16 protein-coding genes are annotated in these 16,807 nt (G+C 71.7%); 6 read left to right on the top strand and 10 right to left on the bottom strand.

The window, feature by feature from the left end; translation table 11 throughout:
- Window position 1: 1 nt before the first annotated feature.
- The 5 genes from BG482_RS12945 to hemL form a co-directional block, all read right to left on the bottom strand.
- The gene (locus tag BG482_RS12945) at window positions 2–772 is read right to left on the bottom strand and encodes a cytochrome c biogenesis CcdA family protein (protein WP_069769135.1); all 771 of its coding nucleotides are present in this window, start codon (window positions 770–772) and stop codon (window positions 2–4) included.
- A gap of 1 nt (window position 773) precedes the next feature.
- Window positions 774–1,406, bottom strand: a complete 633-nt coding sequence (locus tag BG482_RS12940) for a TlpA disulfide reductase family protein (RefSeq protein WP_069769134.1) — start codon at window positions 1,404–1,406, stop codon at window positions 774–776.
- 66 nt (window positions 1,407–1,472) lie between these two features.
- Entirely contained in the window at window positions 1,473–2,807 is a 1,335-nt protein-coding gene (locus BG482_RS12935) for a hypothetical protein (protein WP_069769133.1), read from the bottom strand.
- A gap of 205 nt (window positions 2,808–3,012) precedes the next feature.
- Window positions 3,013–3,726: a histidine phosphatase family protein gene (locus BG482_RS12930; protein WP_069769132.1), complete on the bottom strand. Its 714-nt coding sequence runs from the start codon at window positions 3,724–3,726 to the stop codon at window positions 3,013–3,015.
- On the bottom strand, window positions 3,723–5,042 hold the full coding sequence (gene hemL / locus BG482_RS12925) for a glutamate-1-semialdehyde 2,1-aminomutase (protein WP_069769131.1): 1,320 nt from the start codon (window positions 5,040–5,042) through the stop codon (window positions 3,723–3,725). The genes BG482_RS12930 and hemL overlap by 4 nt, the downstream gene beginning before the upstream one ends.
- Window positions 5,043–5,632: 590 nt before the next feature.
- On the opposite strand from hemL, the gene BG482_RS12920 reads away from it, so the two are divergent.
- The 4 genes from BG482_RS12920 (at window position 5,633) to BG482_RS12905 (ending at window position 8,940) form a co-directional block, all read left to right on the top strand.
- Entirely contained in the window at window positions 5,633–6,070 is a 438-nt protein-coding gene (locus tag BG482_RS12920) for a hypothetical protein (protein WP_010353923.1), read from the top strand.
- A gap of 89 nt (window positions 6,071–6,159) precedes the next feature.
- The gene (locus BG482_RS12915; RefSeq protein WP_176741362.1) at window positions 6,160–6,621 is read left to right on the top strand and encodes a DUF6153 family protein; all 462 of its coding nucleotides are present in this window, start codon (window positions 6,160–6,162) and stop codon (window positions 6,619–6,621) included.
- A 91-nt stretch (window positions 6,622–6,712) separates the two neighbouring features.
- Entirely contained in the window at window positions 6,713–7,414 is a 702-nt protein-coding gene (locus BG482_RS12910; protein WP_069769130.1) for a DUF305 domain-containing protein, read from the top strand.
- A 218-nt stretch (window positions 7,415–7,632) separates the two neighbouring features.
- Window positions 7,633–8,940: a chloride channel protein gene (locus tag BG482_RS12905; RefSeq protein WP_069769129.1), complete on the top strand. Its 1,308-nt coding sequence runs from the start codon at window positions 7,633–7,635 to the stop codon at window positions 8,938–8,940.
- Here BG482_RS12905 and BG482_RS12900 read toward each other — a convergent pair.
- The 3 genes from BG482_RS12900 to BG482_RS12890 all read right to left on the bottom strand — a co-directional run bounded on the left by BG482_RS12900 (window position 8,888) and on the right by BG482_RS12890 (window position 13,174).
- On the bottom strand, window positions 8,888–10,756 hold the full coding sequence (locus BG482_RS12900) for a glycoside hydrolase family 15 protein (RefSeq protein WP_069769128.1): 1,869 nt from the start codon (window positions 10,754–10,756) through the stop codon (window positions 8,888–8,890). The two genes, BG482_RS12905 and BG482_RS12900, sit on opposite strands and share 53 nt — an antisense overlap.
- A gap of 33 nt (window positions 10,757–10,789) precedes the next feature.
- Entirely contained in the window at window positions 10,790–12,208 is a 1,419-nt protein-coding gene (locus BG482_RS12895; RefSeq protein WP_069769127.1) for a DUF2252 domain-containing protein, read from the bottom strand.
- 138 nt (window positions 12,209–12,346) lie between these two features.
- Window positions 12,347–13,174 (bottom strand): YhjD/YihY/BrkB family envelope integrity protein, encoded by an 828-nt coding sequence (locus BG482_RS12890; RefSeq protein ID WP_256096343.1) that lies wholly within the window; start codon window positions 13,172–13,174, stop codon window positions 12,347–12,349.
- A 326-nt stretch (window positions 13,175–13,500) separates the two neighbouring features.
- Between BG482_RS12890 and BG482_RS12885 the strand changes: the two genes are divergently transcribed.
- Window positions 13,501–14,151 (top strand): GAP family protein, encoded by a 651-nt coding sequence (locus BG482_RS12885; protein ID WP_069769125.1) that lies wholly within the window; start codon window positions 13,501–13,503, stop codon window positions 14,149–14,151.
- A 48-nt stretch (window positions 14,152–14,199) separates the two neighbouring features.
- Here BG482_RS12885 and BG482_RS12880 read toward each other — a convergent pair whose 3' ends face one another.
- Entirely contained in the window at window positions 14,200–15,534 is a 1,335-nt protein-coding gene (locus tag BG482_RS12880) for a hypothetical protein (RefSeq protein ID WP_256096342.1), read from the bottom strand.
- Window positions 15,535–15,746: 212 nt separating this feature from the next.
- Here BG482_RS12880 and BG482_RS12875 point away from each other — a divergent pair, with 212 nt between their 5' ends.
- A complete protein-coding gene (locus BG482_RS12875) occupies window positions 15,747–16,169 on the top strand; it encodes a DUF6325 family protein (RefSeq protein WP_069769209.1) in 423 nt (140 codons plus the stop codon).
- Between the two features lie 59 nt (window positions 16,170–16,228).
- Here the strand turns inward: BG482_RS12875 and BG482_RS12870 are convergent, their stop codons facing one another.
- Window positions 16,229–16,600, bottom strand: coding sequence for a hypothetical protein (locus BG482_RS12870; protein WP_069769124.1), 372 nt, complete (start codon window positions 16,598–16,600; stop codon window positions 16,229–16,231).
- Window positions 16,601–16,807 lie beyond the last annotated feature (207 nt).

Genomic DNA, 16,807 nt, shown 5'->3' with positions numbered 1-16,807 from the left:
ATCAGATCCCCACATCGAAACCGGCGGACCAGGACTGCACGTCCTGCACGAGACGATCCCACGCGCCGGTCAGCAGCAGGACACCGGTCAGGATCATCATGGTGCCGCCGATCCTCATCACCCAGACATAGTGCCGCTTGACCCAGCCGAAGGCGCCGAGGGCCTTGCGGAAGGCGACGGCGGCGAGCACGAACGGCACCCCGAGGCCGACGCAGTAGGCGACGGTCAGCAGGGCGCCGCGCCCGGCGCTGCCCTGCTGGGAGGAGAGGGCCAGCACGGAGGCGAGGGTGGGGCCGATGCACGGCACCCAGCCGATGCCGAACAGGGCGCCCAGCAGCGGGGCGCCGACGAGTCCGGTCACGGGCCTCTTGTGGATGCGGAACTCGCGCTGGGTCATCCAGGGCATCAGGCCCATGAAGAAGGCGCCCATGGCGATCATGAGGACGCCCAGCACCTTGGACAGGACGTCCTGGTTCGCCCGGAGCGTGTCGCCGAAGTAGCCGAACAGGGCCCCGCTGGAGACGAACACGAAGGTGAAGCCGAGGACGAAGAGCGAGGCGCCGGCGACCATCCGTCCGCGGCGGGCCTCGGCCAGATCGGTGCCGGCGACGCCGGTGACGTACGAGAGGTAGCCGGGGACGAGCGGCAGGACGCACGGCGAGAAGAAGGAGACGAGCCCGCCGAGCAGGGCGATGGGGAGCGCGACCAGCAACGCGCCGTTGAGCACGGTGTCGTTGTAGCCCGTGGCGGCGAGCGTGGTGAGAGCGCTCACGTCACTTCTCCGCGAGGACGGGAGCGATCATCTTGCGCAGCTTGTCCTCGCTGAGCGCGGCCAGCGAGCGGGCGGCGATCTTGCCCTTGCGGTCTATGACCAGCGTGGACGGGATGGCCTGGAGGCTGAGCGTGCCCTTCTTGAACCGCAGCAGCAGCTTGCCCTTCGGGTCGGACAGGCTGGGGTACGTGATGCCCTGCTGCTTCTCGAAGGCGAGGGCGTTCTTGTTGCTGGTGTCGAGGGTGTTGATGCCGACGAACTGCACGCCCTGGCCCTTGAGGTCGGTGGAGACCTTCTCGAAGTTCGGCGCCTCGGCCCGGCACGGGGAACACCAGGATCCCCACACGTTGAGGACGACGACCTTGCCCTGGTAGCTCTTGAGGTCGAGCTGTCCGCCGGCGACGGTCCTGCCGGACAGGTCGGGGACCGCGTCCCGCTTGCCCTGCGCGACGGTGGAGATGCCGTCCTTGCCCATCACGAAGTTGGTGTCACCGCCGCCTCCGGAGGCGCCTCCGGAGGTGCAGGCGGAGAGCAGCAGTGCGGCGACGGCCCCGCCGGCTGCCGTGGTCAGGACGGCACGGCGCGGACGGACCCGGGCAGGCGAGCGCGGAAGGGCGCGGCTGGCGGCACTCATGTGAAAAGTTTCGCATGCCCGTTCTGGGGATCTTGCCCGCCCCCCTTGCGGGGGGAAAACCGCATTTCAGGCGGCGCTCGGTGAGGCGCTGGAGCCGGCGGTGCCGGCGGTGGCGCCCGCGCTGCTGCCCGCGGTGGCGGAGCTTGCGGCCAGGAACGTCTTCCAGCCGCCGGCCGGCTTCTGCCCGACCTGGAGGGTGCGCAGCTTGTCGAGGATCTCCGGCTTCTGGACGTCGATCCAGTCCACGAACTGCCGGAAGGAGACGAGCCGCACGTCCGCGCCCTTCTCCTTCTCGCGCGCGATGTGCTTGAAGGCTTCCTCGACGGCGTCCATGTAGATGCCGCCGTTCCACTGCTCGAAGTGGTTGCCTATGAAGAAGGGGGCGCGGTTCGTCTCGTATGCCCGCTTGAATCCCTGTATGTACGCCTGGGAGGCCTGCTTCCGCCAGCCCGGGTAGTTGTGGGCGGGCGCCTTGGTCGAGTTGATCGACTGGTTGGCGAGGATGTTGTAGTCCATGGACAGCACCTGGAAGCTGTGGCCGGGGAACGGTATGGCCTGCAGCGGCAGGTCCCAGATGCCCTGCTTCTTGGTGGGCCAGACCTGGTTGCCGCCGGGCGAGGAGGCGTCGTAGCGCCAGCCGAGGGCGCGGGCGGTGGGCAGCAGGTTGTCCTGGCCGAGCAGACAGGGCGTACGGGCGCCCACGAGTTCCTTGTCGTAGTCGAAGGGCAGCGAGGGCAGGTCGGTCCAGCCGGTGTTGGTCCGCCACTCCTTCACGAACTTCTTCGCCTGGTCTATCTCGCTGCGCCACTGCGCGGGCGTCCACTTGCCGACCGAGCCGTGACCCTCACCGCAGAAGTGCCCGTTGAAGTGGGTGCCTATCTCGTGCCCTTCGAGCCAGGCCCGGCGGACGTTGGTGAGCGTCGCCTTCACGTGGTCGTCGGAGAGGTAGCCGATGTCGGAGGCGCCGCGCGGGTTGTTCGGGGGGTCGTAGAGCCGCTTCTTCGACTCGGGCAGCAGATACAGCCCCGACAGGAAGAACGTCATGCTCGCGCCGTGTTCCTTGGCGAGGTCGAGGAAGCGCGGGAAGAGCCCGTTGCCGACCTCGCCCGCGCCGTCCCAGGAGAAGATCACGAACTGCGGCGGCTCCTGGCCGGCCTCCAGCGGCACGGGCTTGGCCGGCTGGTGGGGCTGCTTGCCGGTGAAGGAGGTCGAGCCGTCACCGATGGGGCGGGCGGAGAGCTTCGACTTCGGGGTGCCGGAGGAGTTCTTCCCGGTGTCGCCGGAACCGCCGTCGTGGGAGGGCTCGTCCGAACCCGTGAGGCTTCCGCAGCCCACGAGTCCGGCGGCGGCGGCAGCACCGGCGCCGAGTCCGAGTGCTCCCCTTCGAGTGATGGCGCGCATGGCAACCCCGTTCGTCACGTTCTCTGGTGGGCACGTCACCCATTCAGAGGACATGACGAACGAGGAGGTTCCGCCAATACTTCCGGATTCCGTAACAGGCCGGTCGATTTCAGCCACCGCTCGGTCATCCGGTTTCGGTCATGACTGGGTGACCGGAGCCTACGCCCGACCTCCTGCGCGCCGAAGGCCCAGGCCCCCCGAGCGCCTACGCCCCGAACGCCTTGCCGCTGCCCGGGGCCTGGCCCTTCACCGGCTTGGCGCCGGCGCGCAGGTGAGCGGGCACCAGGTCGATGGCGGGCTCGCTGTAGCCGACGGACACGATCCGGTCGCCCCGGTACGTGAAGGTCGTCAGCGACGCGAGCGTGCACTGCCGCTTGCGCGGGTCGTGCCACAGCCGCCGACGTTCGACGTAGGACCGGACGATCCAGATCGGCAGCTGGTGACTGACGAGCACCGCCTCGTGCCCGCGGGCCGCGTCCTTGGCCGCGTCCAGCGCACCCGTCATCCGCACGACCTGGTCGACGTACGGCTCGCCCCAGGACGGCCTGAACGGGTTGACGAGGTGCTTCCAGTTCTCGGGCCGACGCAGCGCGCCGTCCCCCACGCCGAACGTCTTGCCCTGGAAGACGTTCTCCGCCTCGATGAGCCGGGCGTCCGTGCCCAGGTCGAGGCCGTGCGCCTTGGCGATCGGGGTGGCCGTCTCCTGCGCCCGCTCCAGCGGGGAGGCGACCACGTGCGTGACGTCGCGGGTGGAGAGGTGCTCCGCGACCCGGTCGGCCATCTGCCGGCCCAGATCGGAGAGGTGGTATCCGTCGAGACGGCCGTAGAGGACCCCGCCGGGGTTGTGGACCTCGCCGTGCCGCATGAGGTGGACGACGGTGATGTCCTGGTCGGCGCCGTTGTTGTCGAAGGTGCTCATTCCGCGGTGGCCTCCGCAGCCGCTCGGGCCGCCGCCGGGAGGGCGTCGGCGATTCTCTGGACGGCCGCGTCGTCGTGGGCCGTGGACACGAACCAGGACTCGAAGGACGACGGCGGCAGATAGACGCCGTTCTCCAGCAGCGCGTGGAAGAACGCCGTGTAGCGGAACGACTCCTGCGCCCGGGCGTCGTCGTAGTCCCGCACGGGCCGGTCCGTGAAGAAGACGGAGAACATGTTGGAGGCGCTCTGCAGCGTGTGCGCGACGCCCTCCTTGGCCAGCGCGCCGGAGACCAGCGCCTGGATCTGCTCGGACACGGCGTCGACCCTGGCGTACGCGGCGTCGTCGAGCAGCCGGAGCTGGGCGAGCCCGGCTGCGGTGGCGACCGGGTTCCCGGAGAGCGTGCCGGCCTGGTAGACGGGCCCGGCGGGCGCGAGGTGCGCCATCACGTCGGCGCGCCCGCCGAACGCGGCGGCGGGGAAGCCCCCTCCCATGACCTTGCCGAAGGTCATGAGGTCGGGCCGCACCCCGTCGATCCCGAACCATCCCGCCCGGGAGGTCCGGAACCCGGTCATGACCTCGTCGGAGATGAACAGCGCGCCGTTGTTGGCGCAGGCGTCCTTGAGGCCCTTGTTGAATCCGGGCATGGGCGGCACGACGCCCATGTTCCCCGGCGAGGCCTCCGTGATCACGCAGGCGATCTCGCCCGGATGCCGGTGGAAGGCCTCCTGGACGGCCTCCAGGTCGTTGTACGGCAGGACGATGGTGTCGCCGGCCTGGGCGCCCGTGACACCGGGCGTGTCGGGCAGCGCGAAGGTGGCGACGCCGGACCCGGCGGCGGCGAGCAGCGAGTCGACGTGCCCGTGGTAGCACCCGGCGAACTTGATCACCTTGGAGCGCCGGGTGAACCCTCGGGCGAGCCGGATGGCGGACATGGTCGCCTCGGTGCCGCTGGACACCAGCCGCACCTGCTCCACGGGCTCCACCCGCGCCACGATCTCCTCGGCGAGCGCGACCTCGCCCTCACCGGGCGTGCCGAAGGAGGTGCCGCGCGAGACGGCGTCCTGCACGGCCGCGATGACCTCGGGGTGCGAGTGCCCGAGGATCATGGGCCCCCAGGAACAGACGAGGTCGACGTACTCCCGCCCGTCGGCGTCCGTCAGATACGGGCCGGCGCCGGACACCATGAACCGGGGCGTTCCGCCCACGGCGCGAAAGGCGCGCACCGGCGAGTTCACCCCGCCCGGCGTGACGACGGACGCACGGTCGAACAGCGCCTGCGAGACAGGCGCATCGTATGAATAGGGCAGTTCGCTCATGACCTGCGGCTTCTCCGACCTTTTCCGACTTGCTGGACTCCGGTTGCCAGTGACCTCCCAGGGTAGGCCAGCGCCCCCGGCGACCCACGGGGGCCGTGCGGGGCGTCCCGCTCCTACTGACCGGACGGCCAGTCCCTTCTTCCGGCCCGCCTCGCATCCGCTCCGCCGCACGCGCCGCCGACCGCTTCACCATCTGCGAAACTGAGTCGGAACGGGCCTGACAGACGTAGCTCTCACCGACCGTGTGTCGAGGGGCTGCGAAGATCCTGCGGACAGGTGTTTCACCGCACGTTTCGGCGAGCGGCCGTGGGGGAGGTCACTGACACGATGATCGGGTTGCGCGGCGGGGGCCACGCGTCCTAGAAAAGCAGTCGGGTGGAGATATGCATCGCGGTGGCGGACTGGGCGAGGGGACTGACGACCTGGGTCCTCGACGTGCCCGGCGGGGAAGGCACCGGCGCGACGCGGAGGAAGCCAACGAAGCACGTCAGACGCAGGCACAAGGTGTACCGAGTGAGCCCGACCGGGTCGACCGGCGAGTCGACCAGCGGGTCGACCGCCTCCGGGCGGGGAGCGGGAACGGTGGTCGGGTGGGGGTGACGTACAAGTACTTCGGCGCGCCCGACGGTGCCACGGCGGCCCGCGTCCCGATCTCCATGCGCCCCGAGGAACTCGGCGGCGACGAGCTCGGCATGAACGGCATGTTCACCAAGATCAAGCCGGAGACGATGGCCGCGATGGTGCTGACCGGCATCGAAGGCGTCCCCCTCCACAAGGTGCCCCCGCTGGAACTGGTCGTCCTCCACCCCGACTACGCCGTGGTGAAGCTCCCCATGACGGTCGTCGACCCCCTCCGCGACATCGGCGAGGAAGCGGTCGGCGCGGCGGCGTTCATCTGGTCCACGGTGCCGGACCGGGGCGGCCCCCGGGACGCCTTCAACGTGTACCAACTCCTGCACGAATGGCAGGACTTCAGCCACCGCCTGCACGAGGCGGGGCATCAGCCCTATTGCCTGGTGTGGCCCTGAGGGGACCCGTCCCGGCGGGTCCGGCGCGGGCGCCCGTCGCCGGCGTCGCGTGTCAGGTCGCCGCGCCGGTTGCGGCTAAGGTGATTTCGATGACCAGGCCCGAGCAGCATCGCGCGGCGCCGCCCGAGCGGCGGCGGCGATGGGGGCTGCTCGTGTTCGCGGTGCTGGTCGGGTTGCTGGCCATGCACGCCCTGTCCCCCGGCGGGGCCGGTCGTGAACACCCCGGCGGCCACGCCGCCGGCCGGACCGCCGTGCCGCCGGCCGCGGCCCGTGAGATCGGCGCGGTTCGTGAAGTCGGCGCGGTTCGTGGGGTCAGCGCGCACGACGACTGCGCCGGGGACGGCGGAGGCTGCGGCGGAGGACACCTCCACCACGCCGATCCGACCTGTGCGGCGGCCGCGGTGAGCGGGACTCCCGCACTGCCCGCGCTCCTTCGCGACCCGGTCGCCGCCCCCGGCCCGGCCGACTCCCTCCGCCCGTGCGCGGCCGACGCGCCCGACGGCGCCCGCGCACCGCCCTCGCTGGCGGAACTCCAGCTCCTGCGGATCTAGACACCGCACCGCACCACGTCACCGGTACGACGACGCGGTGCGCCTCGGCACGTCCAGATCCCTTTTCACCCAGCACCACAGGAGCTTCAGCATGCGCAACACCCGTTCCCTGACCCGCCGCACGGTCCTGGCGGCCGTCTCCGTCACCGCCGCGTTCACTCTCGTCGCCTGCGGGACCGACGGCGGCGACGGGTCCTCCTCGGCGGCCTCGTCGCCGGCCTCGTCGCCGGCGTCGTCCTCGTCCGCCGGCGCCCCCGACGCCGCCGGCGCGCACAACGGCCAGGACGTGTCCTTCGCGCAGGGCATGATCCCCCACCACCGGCAGGCCCTGGACATGGCGAAGCTCGCCGCCGGGCGGGCCGCCTCCGCTCAGGTCAAGGACCTCGCCTCGCGCATCGAGAAGGCCCAGGACCCGGAGATCAAGACCATGAGCGGCTGGCTGACCTCGTGGGGCGAGAAGGTCCCGGCGGCGTCCGACTCCATGGCCGGGTCGATGCCCGGCATGGACCACTCGGGCGAAAGCGCGATGCCCGGCATGGACCACTCGGGCGGGAGCGCGATGCCCGGCATGATGGGCGCCTCCGACATGGACGAGCTGTCGAAGGCGTCCGGCAAGGACTTCGACGCCATGTTCCTGGCCATGATGGTCCGTCACCACCAGGGCGCCGTCGACATGGCCGCCGTCGAGAAGAGCAAGGGCGCGTACGGTCCGGCCAAGTCCATGGCCGGCTCCGTCGTCACCGCGCAGACCGCCGAGATCGCGGAGATGAAGAAGCTGCTCGGCAAGAACTGACCCGCGCGGGCCGGGGAGGGAGCGGCGTGCGGCGCGGTGGTCCGCGCCGGTCCCTCCCCGGATGCGACCGGAAGGATAGCCTCGTCCCGAATGAGGGGATACGGGGGAATCGCCTGCCGAGTCGACGAGCCGAGGAGGTTCCCATCGCCGGGACGAAGCCGGAGGCGACCACCGCGTCCGCCCCGAGCCAGCCGCCGGAAGCCGACCTGCTGCGAACGATGCTGCGCCGGCCCGAATACCTCAAGGCGCTGGTCTTCTGCGGTCTGATCGGTGTTCCGGTGGCCCTGATCGCCTTCTGGTTCCTCGTGACGCTCGACCAGCTGGAGCGGCTGATCTGGACGGACTGGCCCAAGGACCTGGGCTGGAAGCAGGCTCCGTGGTGGTGGGGGTTCCCCCTGCTGCTGGTGGCCGGCTTGGTCGTAGGGCTGGTGGTCTCGCGGCTTCCCGGGCGGGGCGGGCACATCCCCGCGGGCGGTCTGCACTCGGGCGGGGTCACCAAGGAGGCGCTGCCCGGCGTGCTCGTCGCCGCGCTCGTGGGTCTGCCGCTCGGCGTCGTGCTCGGCCCCGAGGCGCCCCTGATCGCCCTGGGCGGCGGACTGGCGCTGCTCTTCGCGAGCTTCGTGCGGGCCCCGCAGACGGAGGCGAGCACCGCGCTGCTCGGGGCGGCCGGCGCCGCCGCGGCCATCTCCGCGCTCTTCGGCAATCCGCTGGTGGGCGCGGTCCTGCTGATGGAGGTGGCCGGGGTCGGCGGCCCGCAGCTGTTCGCGGTGATGCTGCCGGTGCTGCTGGCCAGCGGGGTCGGAGATCTGGTGTTCACCGGGTTCGTCCGCTGGACGGGCCTGCGGACGGGGAGCCTGGACATCGGCCTGCCCAAGCCGCCGCCGCTGGACTGGGCGGACATCCTGTGGGTGCTGCTGATCGCGCCGGCGCTCGCCTTCCTGATCCACTGGATCTTCGTGGGCGGGAGGTTCACCGCCGGTTGGGTGACGTCCTGGACGGTGCGCAACACCACGCTGTGCGCGCTCGGCGCGGCCGGCTGCATCGCCCTCTACGCCGTCTCCACCGGCCGCTCCCCCGCCGAGGCCGCGCTGTCCGGGGAGAGCGCCCTGGCCGATCTGGCGCAGAACGCGACCGCCTGGTCCGTGGGCGCGCTCGTGGCGGTGCTGGTGTTCAAGGGGCTCGCCTACTCACTCTGCCTGGGCAGCCTGCGCGGCGGTCCGGTCTTCCCTGCGCTGTTCCTCGGCGGGGCGGCCGGCGCCCTGCTGGCGCCGCTGCCCGGCTTCGGTCTGGTGCCGGCGATGGCGGCCGGGATGGCGGCGTCCGTGACGGCGGCCCTTCGGCTGCCCGTCAGCGGCGCGCTGCTGGTCGTCCTGCTGCTCGGCAACGTGGACACGGTGGCGCTCGTGGTGCTCGCGGCGGTGGTGTCCTTCGCCGTGACCCAGCTGCTGCCGCAGGGGCCGGGCATCCCGGCGTTCAGCGGGCCGCGAGCCGGTCGAGCGCCTCGTCGAGGGTCGTCGCCGCCATGATGAGCGACAGATGGGTGAAGGCCTGCGGGAAGTTGCCCAGTTGCTCCCCGCTGGGGCCGATCTCCTCCGCGAACAGCCCGACATGGTTGGCGTAGGTGTGCATCTTCTCGAAGGTGTAGCGGGCCTGCGGAAGGCGGTCTGCGCGCGCCAGGGCGTCCACGTACAGGAAGGTGCACAGGCTGAACGTGCCCTCCGAGCCGCGCAGTCCGTCGGGTGAGGCGGCCGGGTCGTAGCGGTAGACCAGGCTGTCCGAGACGAGCCGCTGGTCGATGGCGTCCAGGGTGGACAGCCAGCCGGGGCTGCGCGGGGCGATGAAACCCACCCGGGGCGCGAGCAGCAGCGAGGCGTCCAGGACGTCGCCGCCGTAGTGCTGGACCAGCGCCTGCTCCTTCTGGCTCCAGCCGCGCTCCATGACCTGTTCGAGGATCGCGTCGCGGGCCCGGATCCAGCGCTGGGTGTCACCCGGCCGCCGGAACTCCTCCACCAGCTTGAGGCAGTTGTCGAAGGCGGCCCAGCACATCACCCGGCTGTAGGTGAAGTCCTTGCGCCCGCCGCGGGTCTCCCAGATGCCCTCGTCGGGCCGGTCCCAGTGGTCCGAGAGCCAGTCCATCAGGCGGGCCAGGCCCCGCCAGCCGTGGTAGCCCACCTGCTGGCCGATCTGCTCGATCCCCTCCGACATCGCGTACAGGGCCTCGCCGTAGATGTCGAGCTGCAACTGCTCGGTGGCCGCGTTGCCGGCGCGCACCGGACGGGAGCCCCGGTAGCCCTCGAAGTGGTCGAGGGTCTCCTCCGTCAGATGGGGGTCCCCGTCGACCCGGTACATGATCTGCAGCGGTTCACCGGTGGCGCCCTCGCGGGCCGCCAGCCGCTCCCCGAGCCAGTGCACGAACTGGTCGGCCTCCTCGACGAAGCCGAGGTCCAGCAGGGCCCGCACCGACAGCGAGCCGTCGCGCACCCAGGTGTAGCGGTAGTCCCAGTTGCGTTCGCCGCCCACCTGCTCGGGCAGCCCCATCGTCGCCGCGGCGACCGGGGCGCCGCTCGGGGCGTAGGTGAGCAGCTTGAGGGTGATGGCCGAGCGGTTCACCATGTCCGGCCAGCGCCCGCGGTAGCGGGACGTGCGTACCCAGCGCTGCCAGTAGTCGATGTCGTCCCACATCTGCCGGGTGACCGAGTCGGCGGTCGGCGGGGGCGGCGCCTCGCCGTCGCGGTCGCAGACCGTGAACACGGCGGCAGCCTCCTGGCCCGCGTTCAGGGTGACCGTGCCCCGCACGTCGTTCCCGTCCTGTTCCAGTGGGAAGGTGGCCTGCAGGTACGCGGTCGTGCCCGGCGCCCGGAAGACCGCGCCGGCCGCCGTCCCGCCGGCCTCGCCGCTACCGCCGGTTCCGTTGGTTCCGTTCGTCAGGTCGAGGGTGTGGTCGCTGCGGGCGTAGTCGAAGCGCGGGCGGCACTCCAGGGCGAAGCGCACGGTGCCGCGCACGGTCCGCACGACCCGCACCACCGTGTGCCGGTCGGACGGCGTCCGGGTGCGGATGACGGGCATGTGGTCGATGACCTCGCCGACCCCGTCCGGGGAGAGGAACCGGGTCACCACCACGGCGCTGTCCGGGTAGTAGATCTGCCGGCGCGTCACCTCGGAGTGGGTGGGCGCGAACAGGAAGTGGCCGCCGCCGTCGTGGTCCAGCAGGGCCGCGAAGACGCTGGGCGAGTCGAAGCGCGGGGCCGCGAACCAGTCGATCACCCCCTCCGAGGTCACCAGGGCGGCGGTCTGGAGGTCCCCGATCAGCCCGTGTTCGGCGATGGGCGGGTAGCGGTCCATCTCATGGTCTCCCTCGGGTCGCTCGACGCCGTCTCACGCCGACTGGGCCTGGACGCGTCCCGCCTTGACGGCGTCGAGGAGGGCCTGGTGGTCCTTCTCGTTCTGGTCGGCGTACAGCTCGGCGAAGGTCGCGAGCGCGCGGTCGAAGACGTCGCCGCCCCCGAGATAGGCGGCGATCGCGATGCGGTCACCGGAGCGGGCGTGGGCGCGGGACAGAGTGGCGCCGCAGAGCCACGCGAACAGGGACATCCGTTTCGGCGACATGTTCTCCGTCACGGCGATGCCCTTCATGTCCCTGAGCTGGCGGACGTAGAAGTCGCGGCGCCGGCCGTCGATGCCGGTGGTGCGCTCCCAGCCGAGGAAGATGTCGCTGGTCGCCTGCATCAGCCGCTGGCCGGCGACGACCCGTTCGCCCTGGGTGCGGTACCCGCCGGGGCCCGCATAGGGGGCCAGCACGGACTCGTCGGCCTCCTTCGCCTGAAGGAACAGCGGGTCCTCGTCGTCCTTGCCGAGCAGCAGCACGATCCAGCAGCGGGTGCCGACGCTGCCCACGCCGACGACCTTGCGGGCGACGTCGGCGACGCGGTAGGTCTCCAGCAGGAAGCGGCGGTCTGACTGCAGGGACTGGCTGTACCGCTCGACGAGGCGGCTGATCTCGGTCTCCAGCGCGCCGCTCTCGGCCTTCGGCAGCAGGCTTTCGAGGCGGACCAGGAGCGGCGGGTCGTCGGCGATCCTGCGCTGTCCGCCGACGACGTGGGTGAGCTTGTCGAAGACCTGGAGCGTGTCGTGCGCGCGGGCCTTCTCGCGGGTCGCGTCCCAGCGTTCGCGGGTGTCGGCGTCGAGGTGGGGGGCGAACGCCTTCTGCAGTTCGTCCGCCTCGAAGCGGGTGTACCAGACGTCGAGATTGCCCAGGCCGGCGAACTCCCGCATCCGCTCGCGGTACGACCGTACGGCGGTCCGCACCACGGAGGCCCGCTCCTTGGCGCTGAAGCCGTTGGCGCGGCCCGCGATGACCAGGCTCGCCGCGAGCCGCTTGACGTCCCACTCCCACGGGCCGGGCAGGGTCTCGTCGAAGTCGTTGATGTCGAACATCAGCCGGCGTTCCGGGGAGGCCAGCAGCCGGAAGTTCAGCAGGTGCGCGTCGCCGCAGCACTGGACCCGGATGCCGGTGCGGGGCGTCTCGGCGAGGTCCGCGGCCATGATGGCGGCGGCTCCCCGGTAGAAGCGGAACGGCGACTCGCTCATCCGCCCGTACCGGATCGGCACGAGCTCGGGGACCCGCTTCGCCGACTGCGCGTCGATGACGTCCACCGGGTCGGTGCGCTTGGGCGGCGGCGAGAACTCGGCGTGCGCGGACCTCGGCACTGCGGACCGGGCGGCCCTGCCGCGCTCGGCGCGCTCCTTCGGGGTGCGGTGGCGCAGTTCGTGGCCGTTGGGGTGGTTCTCACTCATGGCAGACGCTCCTCGGTGTGGTCGCCGAGGAGCGTCCGGAGCGGTCGTCGCTGCGAACGCCGTGCGGCGGCAGCCGGCGGGTTCAGGCGCAGCCGGCGGATTCACGAAGGCCGGCGAACTCGTGCGCGGCCGGCGGGTTCAGGCGTCCCGAGGCGGTCGAGGACTCGACCGCTGTCCGTCTTCCAACGTATCTCCGGTGGCGGAGCCCGGCGACCCGGGTCCGCCCAGGCGCCGCGCCACCGCGGGTTCACGGGCGATCACCGCGCCGGCGGTGACGCAGAGGGTGACGGCCACGCAGAGCGCGATCAGCCAGGACAGCAGCGTGAAGACCGCGCCCAGCGAGCCGTACCTCTGGAGGCTGTGGTTGAGCGCCCTCGGCACGTACAGGTGCGCGGCCGACGTCAGCGCGGTCAGGGCGGCTCCCGTCATGAGCGCGCCCGGCAGCAGTGGCCGCCACGGCACGCGGGCGGCCAGCAGCAGGTGCTGCGTCCACCACCACAGCAGGGTGTCGGCGACGAACAGCAGCGGCACGCCCAGCCACGGCCCGACTCCGAAGCCGTCCCGCAGGACGCCCTGCACCACGATCAGGACCAGCCAGACGGGCAGCCACACGATCCAGCGCCAGGCGGCCGTACGCGCCGCCGCCTTCGGCAGGCTCCAGGCGCGCTGGCACAGACGTTGCATGGCACGGCTGCAGGCGGTGGCCGAGATCAGCACCATCAGCCCGCCGACGAGGCCGGTGGTCTGGCGCAGATCTTTCGTGTCCCCGTTGAAGACCTGCTCCAGCTGGCTCTTGGAGTCTCCGGTCAGTCCGAAGGCGTCGCTCAGGGAGTCGGCGAGATGATCGCGCACCGCCTGCGGTGCGACGGCCGCCACCACGAACAGCAGCGGTACGGCGGTGAGGAACGTCTGCGCGGCCAGGCGGGTCGCGGAGTCCAGCACGTTGACCGAGATCAGATGCGTCACGAGGTGTGTGATCACCGGAAACCGGCGCTCGGCCCCGGCCCGGAGACCGCGTGCTTCGGCCCCGACCGCCGCACCCCGTGCCCGCCACCGCTCGCGGCGCGACGGGGGCGCCGGGCGGTCCCGTCGGGGTCCTGCGCCGGGCTGCATGCTGCCAGCGTGCCCGCAGCGGGCCCTTCCGGCCCGTGGCGGGAGCACGGCGGGGGCCGAACGGGTGAGGCCCGCGAGCCGGGCGGGACGGCGGCGCCCCGCCCGCTGCGAGAAGTTGTGGGGGCCCGCACGGGCCGGTGACGATGAGGAGATGAGCGTGCGCGTCCTCAGGGTCGGCGATGGTCCTTGACCTGGTGGTCATCGCCCTGGCGATCGCCGTCTTCCCGCTGTCGGTGACCGCGTTCGTCCTGGTGCTGGCGGCGCGCCGGGGCCTGTGGAAGGGCCTGGCGTTCGTCCTCGCCTGGCTCGCCTGTTTCGTGGCCGTCCTCGCCGCGGTGCTGCTGACGACCGGCGGGAAGCCTCCGGCTCCCCGGTCCGCGCCCTCCACCGCCTCGACGGCCGTCAAGCTCGCCGTCGGCGTGGCGCTGGTCTGGTACGGGGTGCGCCGTCATCGCAGGGGGCCCCGGCCCAGGCCCGCGGGCGGGATGATGGCACGGCTCGACCGGATCTCGCTGTGGGAGGCCGCGGCGCTGGGACCGCTCCTGCAGCCGTGGGGGCTGGTCGCCGCGGGCGCTGCGACCGTGGTGGACGCCGACCTCTCCCACGCCGCCTCCTTCGCGGCTCTGTTCGGCTACTGCCTGCTGGCCACGAGCAGTCTGCTGGTGATGGAGGTCTACGCGGCGTTCGCCCCCGACGCCTCCCGGGTCCGGCTCGGGAAGCTGCGGGTCTGGCTGCAGACGCACCAGGACCACGCGCTCGTCGTGCTGCTGCTGGGCGTGGGGCTGTTCCTGGTGGGCCGGAGCATCTACCAGCTGACGTCCGCCGGTTGACGGCGAGGGGACGGAAGGGGCTTCGGGACGGAAGGGGCTTCGCCGGTGTCACGCCGGGCCGGTGTCCAGGAACTCGCGGAAGGCGAAGGCGACCAGCACGATCACCGCCGTCCACAGCACCACGGCCATGGTCGGATAGCTCCAGGTGAACAGGACCACCGCGGCCACCACCAGGATCGCCGCCCCGATCCACCCCTTGAAGCGGTGCACGAACCGGCCCACCGCGCCCAGCCGCAGACCCCCCGAAGTGGCCACCTCCCGCCCGGCGCCGATGCCCTTGGCGCAGAAGTGCCGGACGAACACGGCCGGGCGCGAGGGTCCGACGAGAAACGCGCCCAGGGCTGTGACCAGGGCCAGCGCCCCGACCGCCCGGATGCTGGAGCGCAGGAACCGCACCAGCGCGTCGAAGACCGCGCCCGCGGCGTCGGAGTTCGCCCCGGGCGGCAGATGGTCGAGGTACACCGCGCGGAACACGGCGAGGACCACGCCCAGCAGCACCATGGCCAGGAACACCCCGATGGCGGCCCCGATCAGCGCCCGCCGCCGGTGGGTGGCCAGGAACACGCCCGCGGCGGCGATCAGCACCGCGACGACCGGCAGCCAGTTGCCGACGATCTGCAGCACCCTCAGATACGACTTGATCTTGCCGATGTCCTTGCTCTGCACCACGACGAAGTCCGTGTGCACATCGGGGATCTTCGCCGCCACCGCGAGTCCGGAGTCGACGAGCCGCTGCTTCACCTGGGCGACGACGGGCGCGACGTCGATGGCGACCTGGCCGTCCTTCACCTGAACGGCGCCGCCGCCCGAGCCGGTCAGCGCCTTGTCGACGGCACTGTGGGCGCGGCGGTTGGCGTTCGTCCAGATCTTCTCGAAGGCGGGCCCGGAGACGACCCGCATCACGGTGCTGCTCACCAGCTCCTTCAGTCCGCTGTCGATGGGGCCGCTCAGGTTCTTGATGAGCTCCGAGGCCTTCGGCGGCACGCCCTGCTGCGACGCGGCCCGGCTCAACTGGTCGACCAGCGCGTCCACGTCGATCTGCCGGAGCACCACGTCGGTGACGCGGGTGGTGACGGCCCGCTGGACGTCGGGGTCGGAGGCCAGCGGTGCGACGGTCGCCACGTAGCGGTCGGTGTCACGGACGATGCTGTTCGCCCAGACCGCGACCACGGCGAGCAGGGACAGCAGGGACGCCACCAGGATCAGCAGGATCGACCCCAGCGCGCGCCACCAGTGCCTGTGCGGGTGCCGGGTGCTCTCCAACTCGCCCAGTCTGCGGCGCAGTTCTTCCAGCTCACCGACCTGTTGCGCGATCCGGGCCTCCTCCGGGGAGCCGCCGTAGGGGTCCTCGGGGCGGGGTGGGGGCGCGTCGCTGCCAGTCATGCCTTCGAGGAGACCGCCGGGGGGACACGTCGGCGAGCCGGGCGGTCCGCTCGGGTGAACGGGCACCGGGTGCGGGGGCCTCCGCCGGGTGATGCAATGGCAGTCAGGGGGCCGCCACCAGCACCAGAGGTGAAGCCGTGAGCGAGCAGAGCGACCTGACGCAGCAGACACCGCAGACCGAGCCGGACGAGCAGGGCGAGCCGATCGACGAGATGGGCCCCGTCGACTACGTGGTGGTGGAGTTTCCCGGCAACCGGATGACGGGCGAGGGCTTCCCGCTGCTGGTCGACCTGGTGGAGCGCGGCATCATCCGGATCCTGGACCTGACGTTCGTCGGGAAGGCCGCGGACGGCTCGGTGACCGCCCTGGAGATCGCCGACCTCACCGGCGACGGCCGGCTCGACCTCGCCGTCTTCGAGGGCGCGCAGTCCGGCCTGCTGGGCCAGGACGACCTGGAGGCGGCCGCGGCGGCCGTCGAACCGGGCAACTCCGCCGCGCTGCTGGTCTACGAGAACCGGTGGGCCGCGCCCTTCGCCGCCGCCCTGCGCCGCGGCGGGGCCCAGCTGGTCGCCTCCGGACGGCTGCCCGTCCAGGCGCTCCTCGCCGCTCTGGAGGCGACCGAAGCCGGTTCCTGAACGGCGAGCCCGGGGCGACCGCACCTCGGGCTCCGCATTTCGGGCTCCGCACCTCGGGCTCAGGCGCCTCCGCCGACGACGGAGTAGCTCAGCCACGGAGACTGGCCGGGCGTGAACGCGACGGACGCCTGGGTCCCGAGATAGAAGCTCTCTCCGCCGGTCCGACCGCTCTGGTCGTCGCCGGCCTTCGTCAGTTCGCAGTGCTCGTCGACGTAGAGCCGGATGTCGTCGACGGTGTAGTTGCGCACGCTGCGGGCGCCGCCCGGCAGGCGGTGGCATCCGTCGTCGTCCGGGCTCTCGATCTTCACGACCTGTCCGGCGGGGGTCGTGTACTGGATGGTGCCGAGGGCGGAACCGTTGCTGCAACCGGCGACGGCAAGCAGGAGAAGGACGCCTCCCGCCCGTCGGCGGGCACGACTGCGACAGATCATGGCGACGGGTCCTCGTCTGTGTGGGAGGCCGGCGAGGGGCCGGAGCCTCTTCGCACCAGGCTGCCGGGACGCGCGGCTGTCGGCATCCGGAGCGGGACCGGCCGACTGATCGCGGGCGGCCGCGTCGCGTGCGCAACCGACGACCGATGGCGACCGACGGCAGCGACCGCGGTCGCTCTGCCGTCGCCGGAATTCCATTTCCCGACC

Source organism: Streptomyces sp. LUP30, assembly GCF_001746365.1.
GTDB lineage: Bacteria > Actinomycetota > Actinomycetes > Streptomycetales > Streptomycetaceae > Streptomyces.
The sequence above is the reverse complement of the archived record's forward strand: the minus strand, read 5'-3'. Positions and strand labels throughout refer to the sequence as shown.

Bases quoted from the DNA above. Each gene is read 5' to 3' on its own strand.
- BG482_RS12870 (WP_069769124.1), bottom strand. From the start codon at position 16,600: ATGATCTGTCGCAGTCGTGCCCGCCGACGGGCGGGAGGCGTCCTTCTC.
- BG482_RS12885 (WP_069769125.1), top strand. From the start codon at position 13,501: ATGGTCCTTGACCTGGTGGTCATCGCCCTGGCGATCGCCGTCTTCCCG.
- BG482_RS12940 (WP_069769134.1), bottom strand. From the start codon at position 1,406: ATGAGTGCCGCCAGCCGCGCCCTTCCGCGCTCGCCTGCCCGGGTCCGT.
- hemL (WP_069769131.1), bottom strand. From the start codon at position 5,042: ATGAGCGAACTGCCCTATTCATACGATGCGCCTGTCTCGCAGGCGCTG.
- BG482_RS12905 (WP_069769129.1), top strand. From the start codon at position 7,633: ATGCTGCGCCGGCCCGAATACCTCAAGGCGCTGGTCTTCTGCGGTCTG.
- BG482_RS12875 (WP_069769209.1), top strand. From the start codon at position 15,747: ATGGGCCCCGTCGACTACGTGGTGGTGGAGTTTCCCGGCAACCGGATG.
- BG482_RS12910 (WP_069769130.1), top strand. From the start codon at position 6,713: ATGCGCAACACCCGTTCCCTGACCCGCCGCACGGTCCTGGCGGCCGTC.
- BG482_RS12900 (WP_069769128.1), bottom strand. From the start codon at position 10,756: ATGGACCGCTACCCGCCCATCGCCGAACACGGGCTGATCGGGGACCTC.
- BG482_RS12915 (WP_176741362.1), top strand. From the start codon at position 6,160: ATGACCAGGCCCGAGCAGCATCGCGCGGCGCCGCCCGAGCGGCGGCGG.
- BG482_RS12935 (WP_069769133.1), bottom strand. From the start codon at position 2,807: ATGCGCGCCATCACTCGAAGGGGAGCACTCGGACTCGGCGCCGGTGCT.
- BG482_RS12930 (WP_069769132.1), bottom strand. From the start codon at position 3,726: ATGAGCACCTTCGACAACAACGGCGCCGACCAGGACATCACCGTCGTC.
- BG482_RS12895 (WP_069769127.1), bottom strand. From the start codon at position 12,208: ATGAGTGAGAACCACCCCAACGGCCACGAACTGCGCCACCGCACCCCG.
- BG482_RS12880 (WP_256096342.1), bottom strand. From the start codon at position 15,534: ATGACTGGCAGCGACGCGCCCCCACCCCGCCCCGAGGACCCCTACGGC.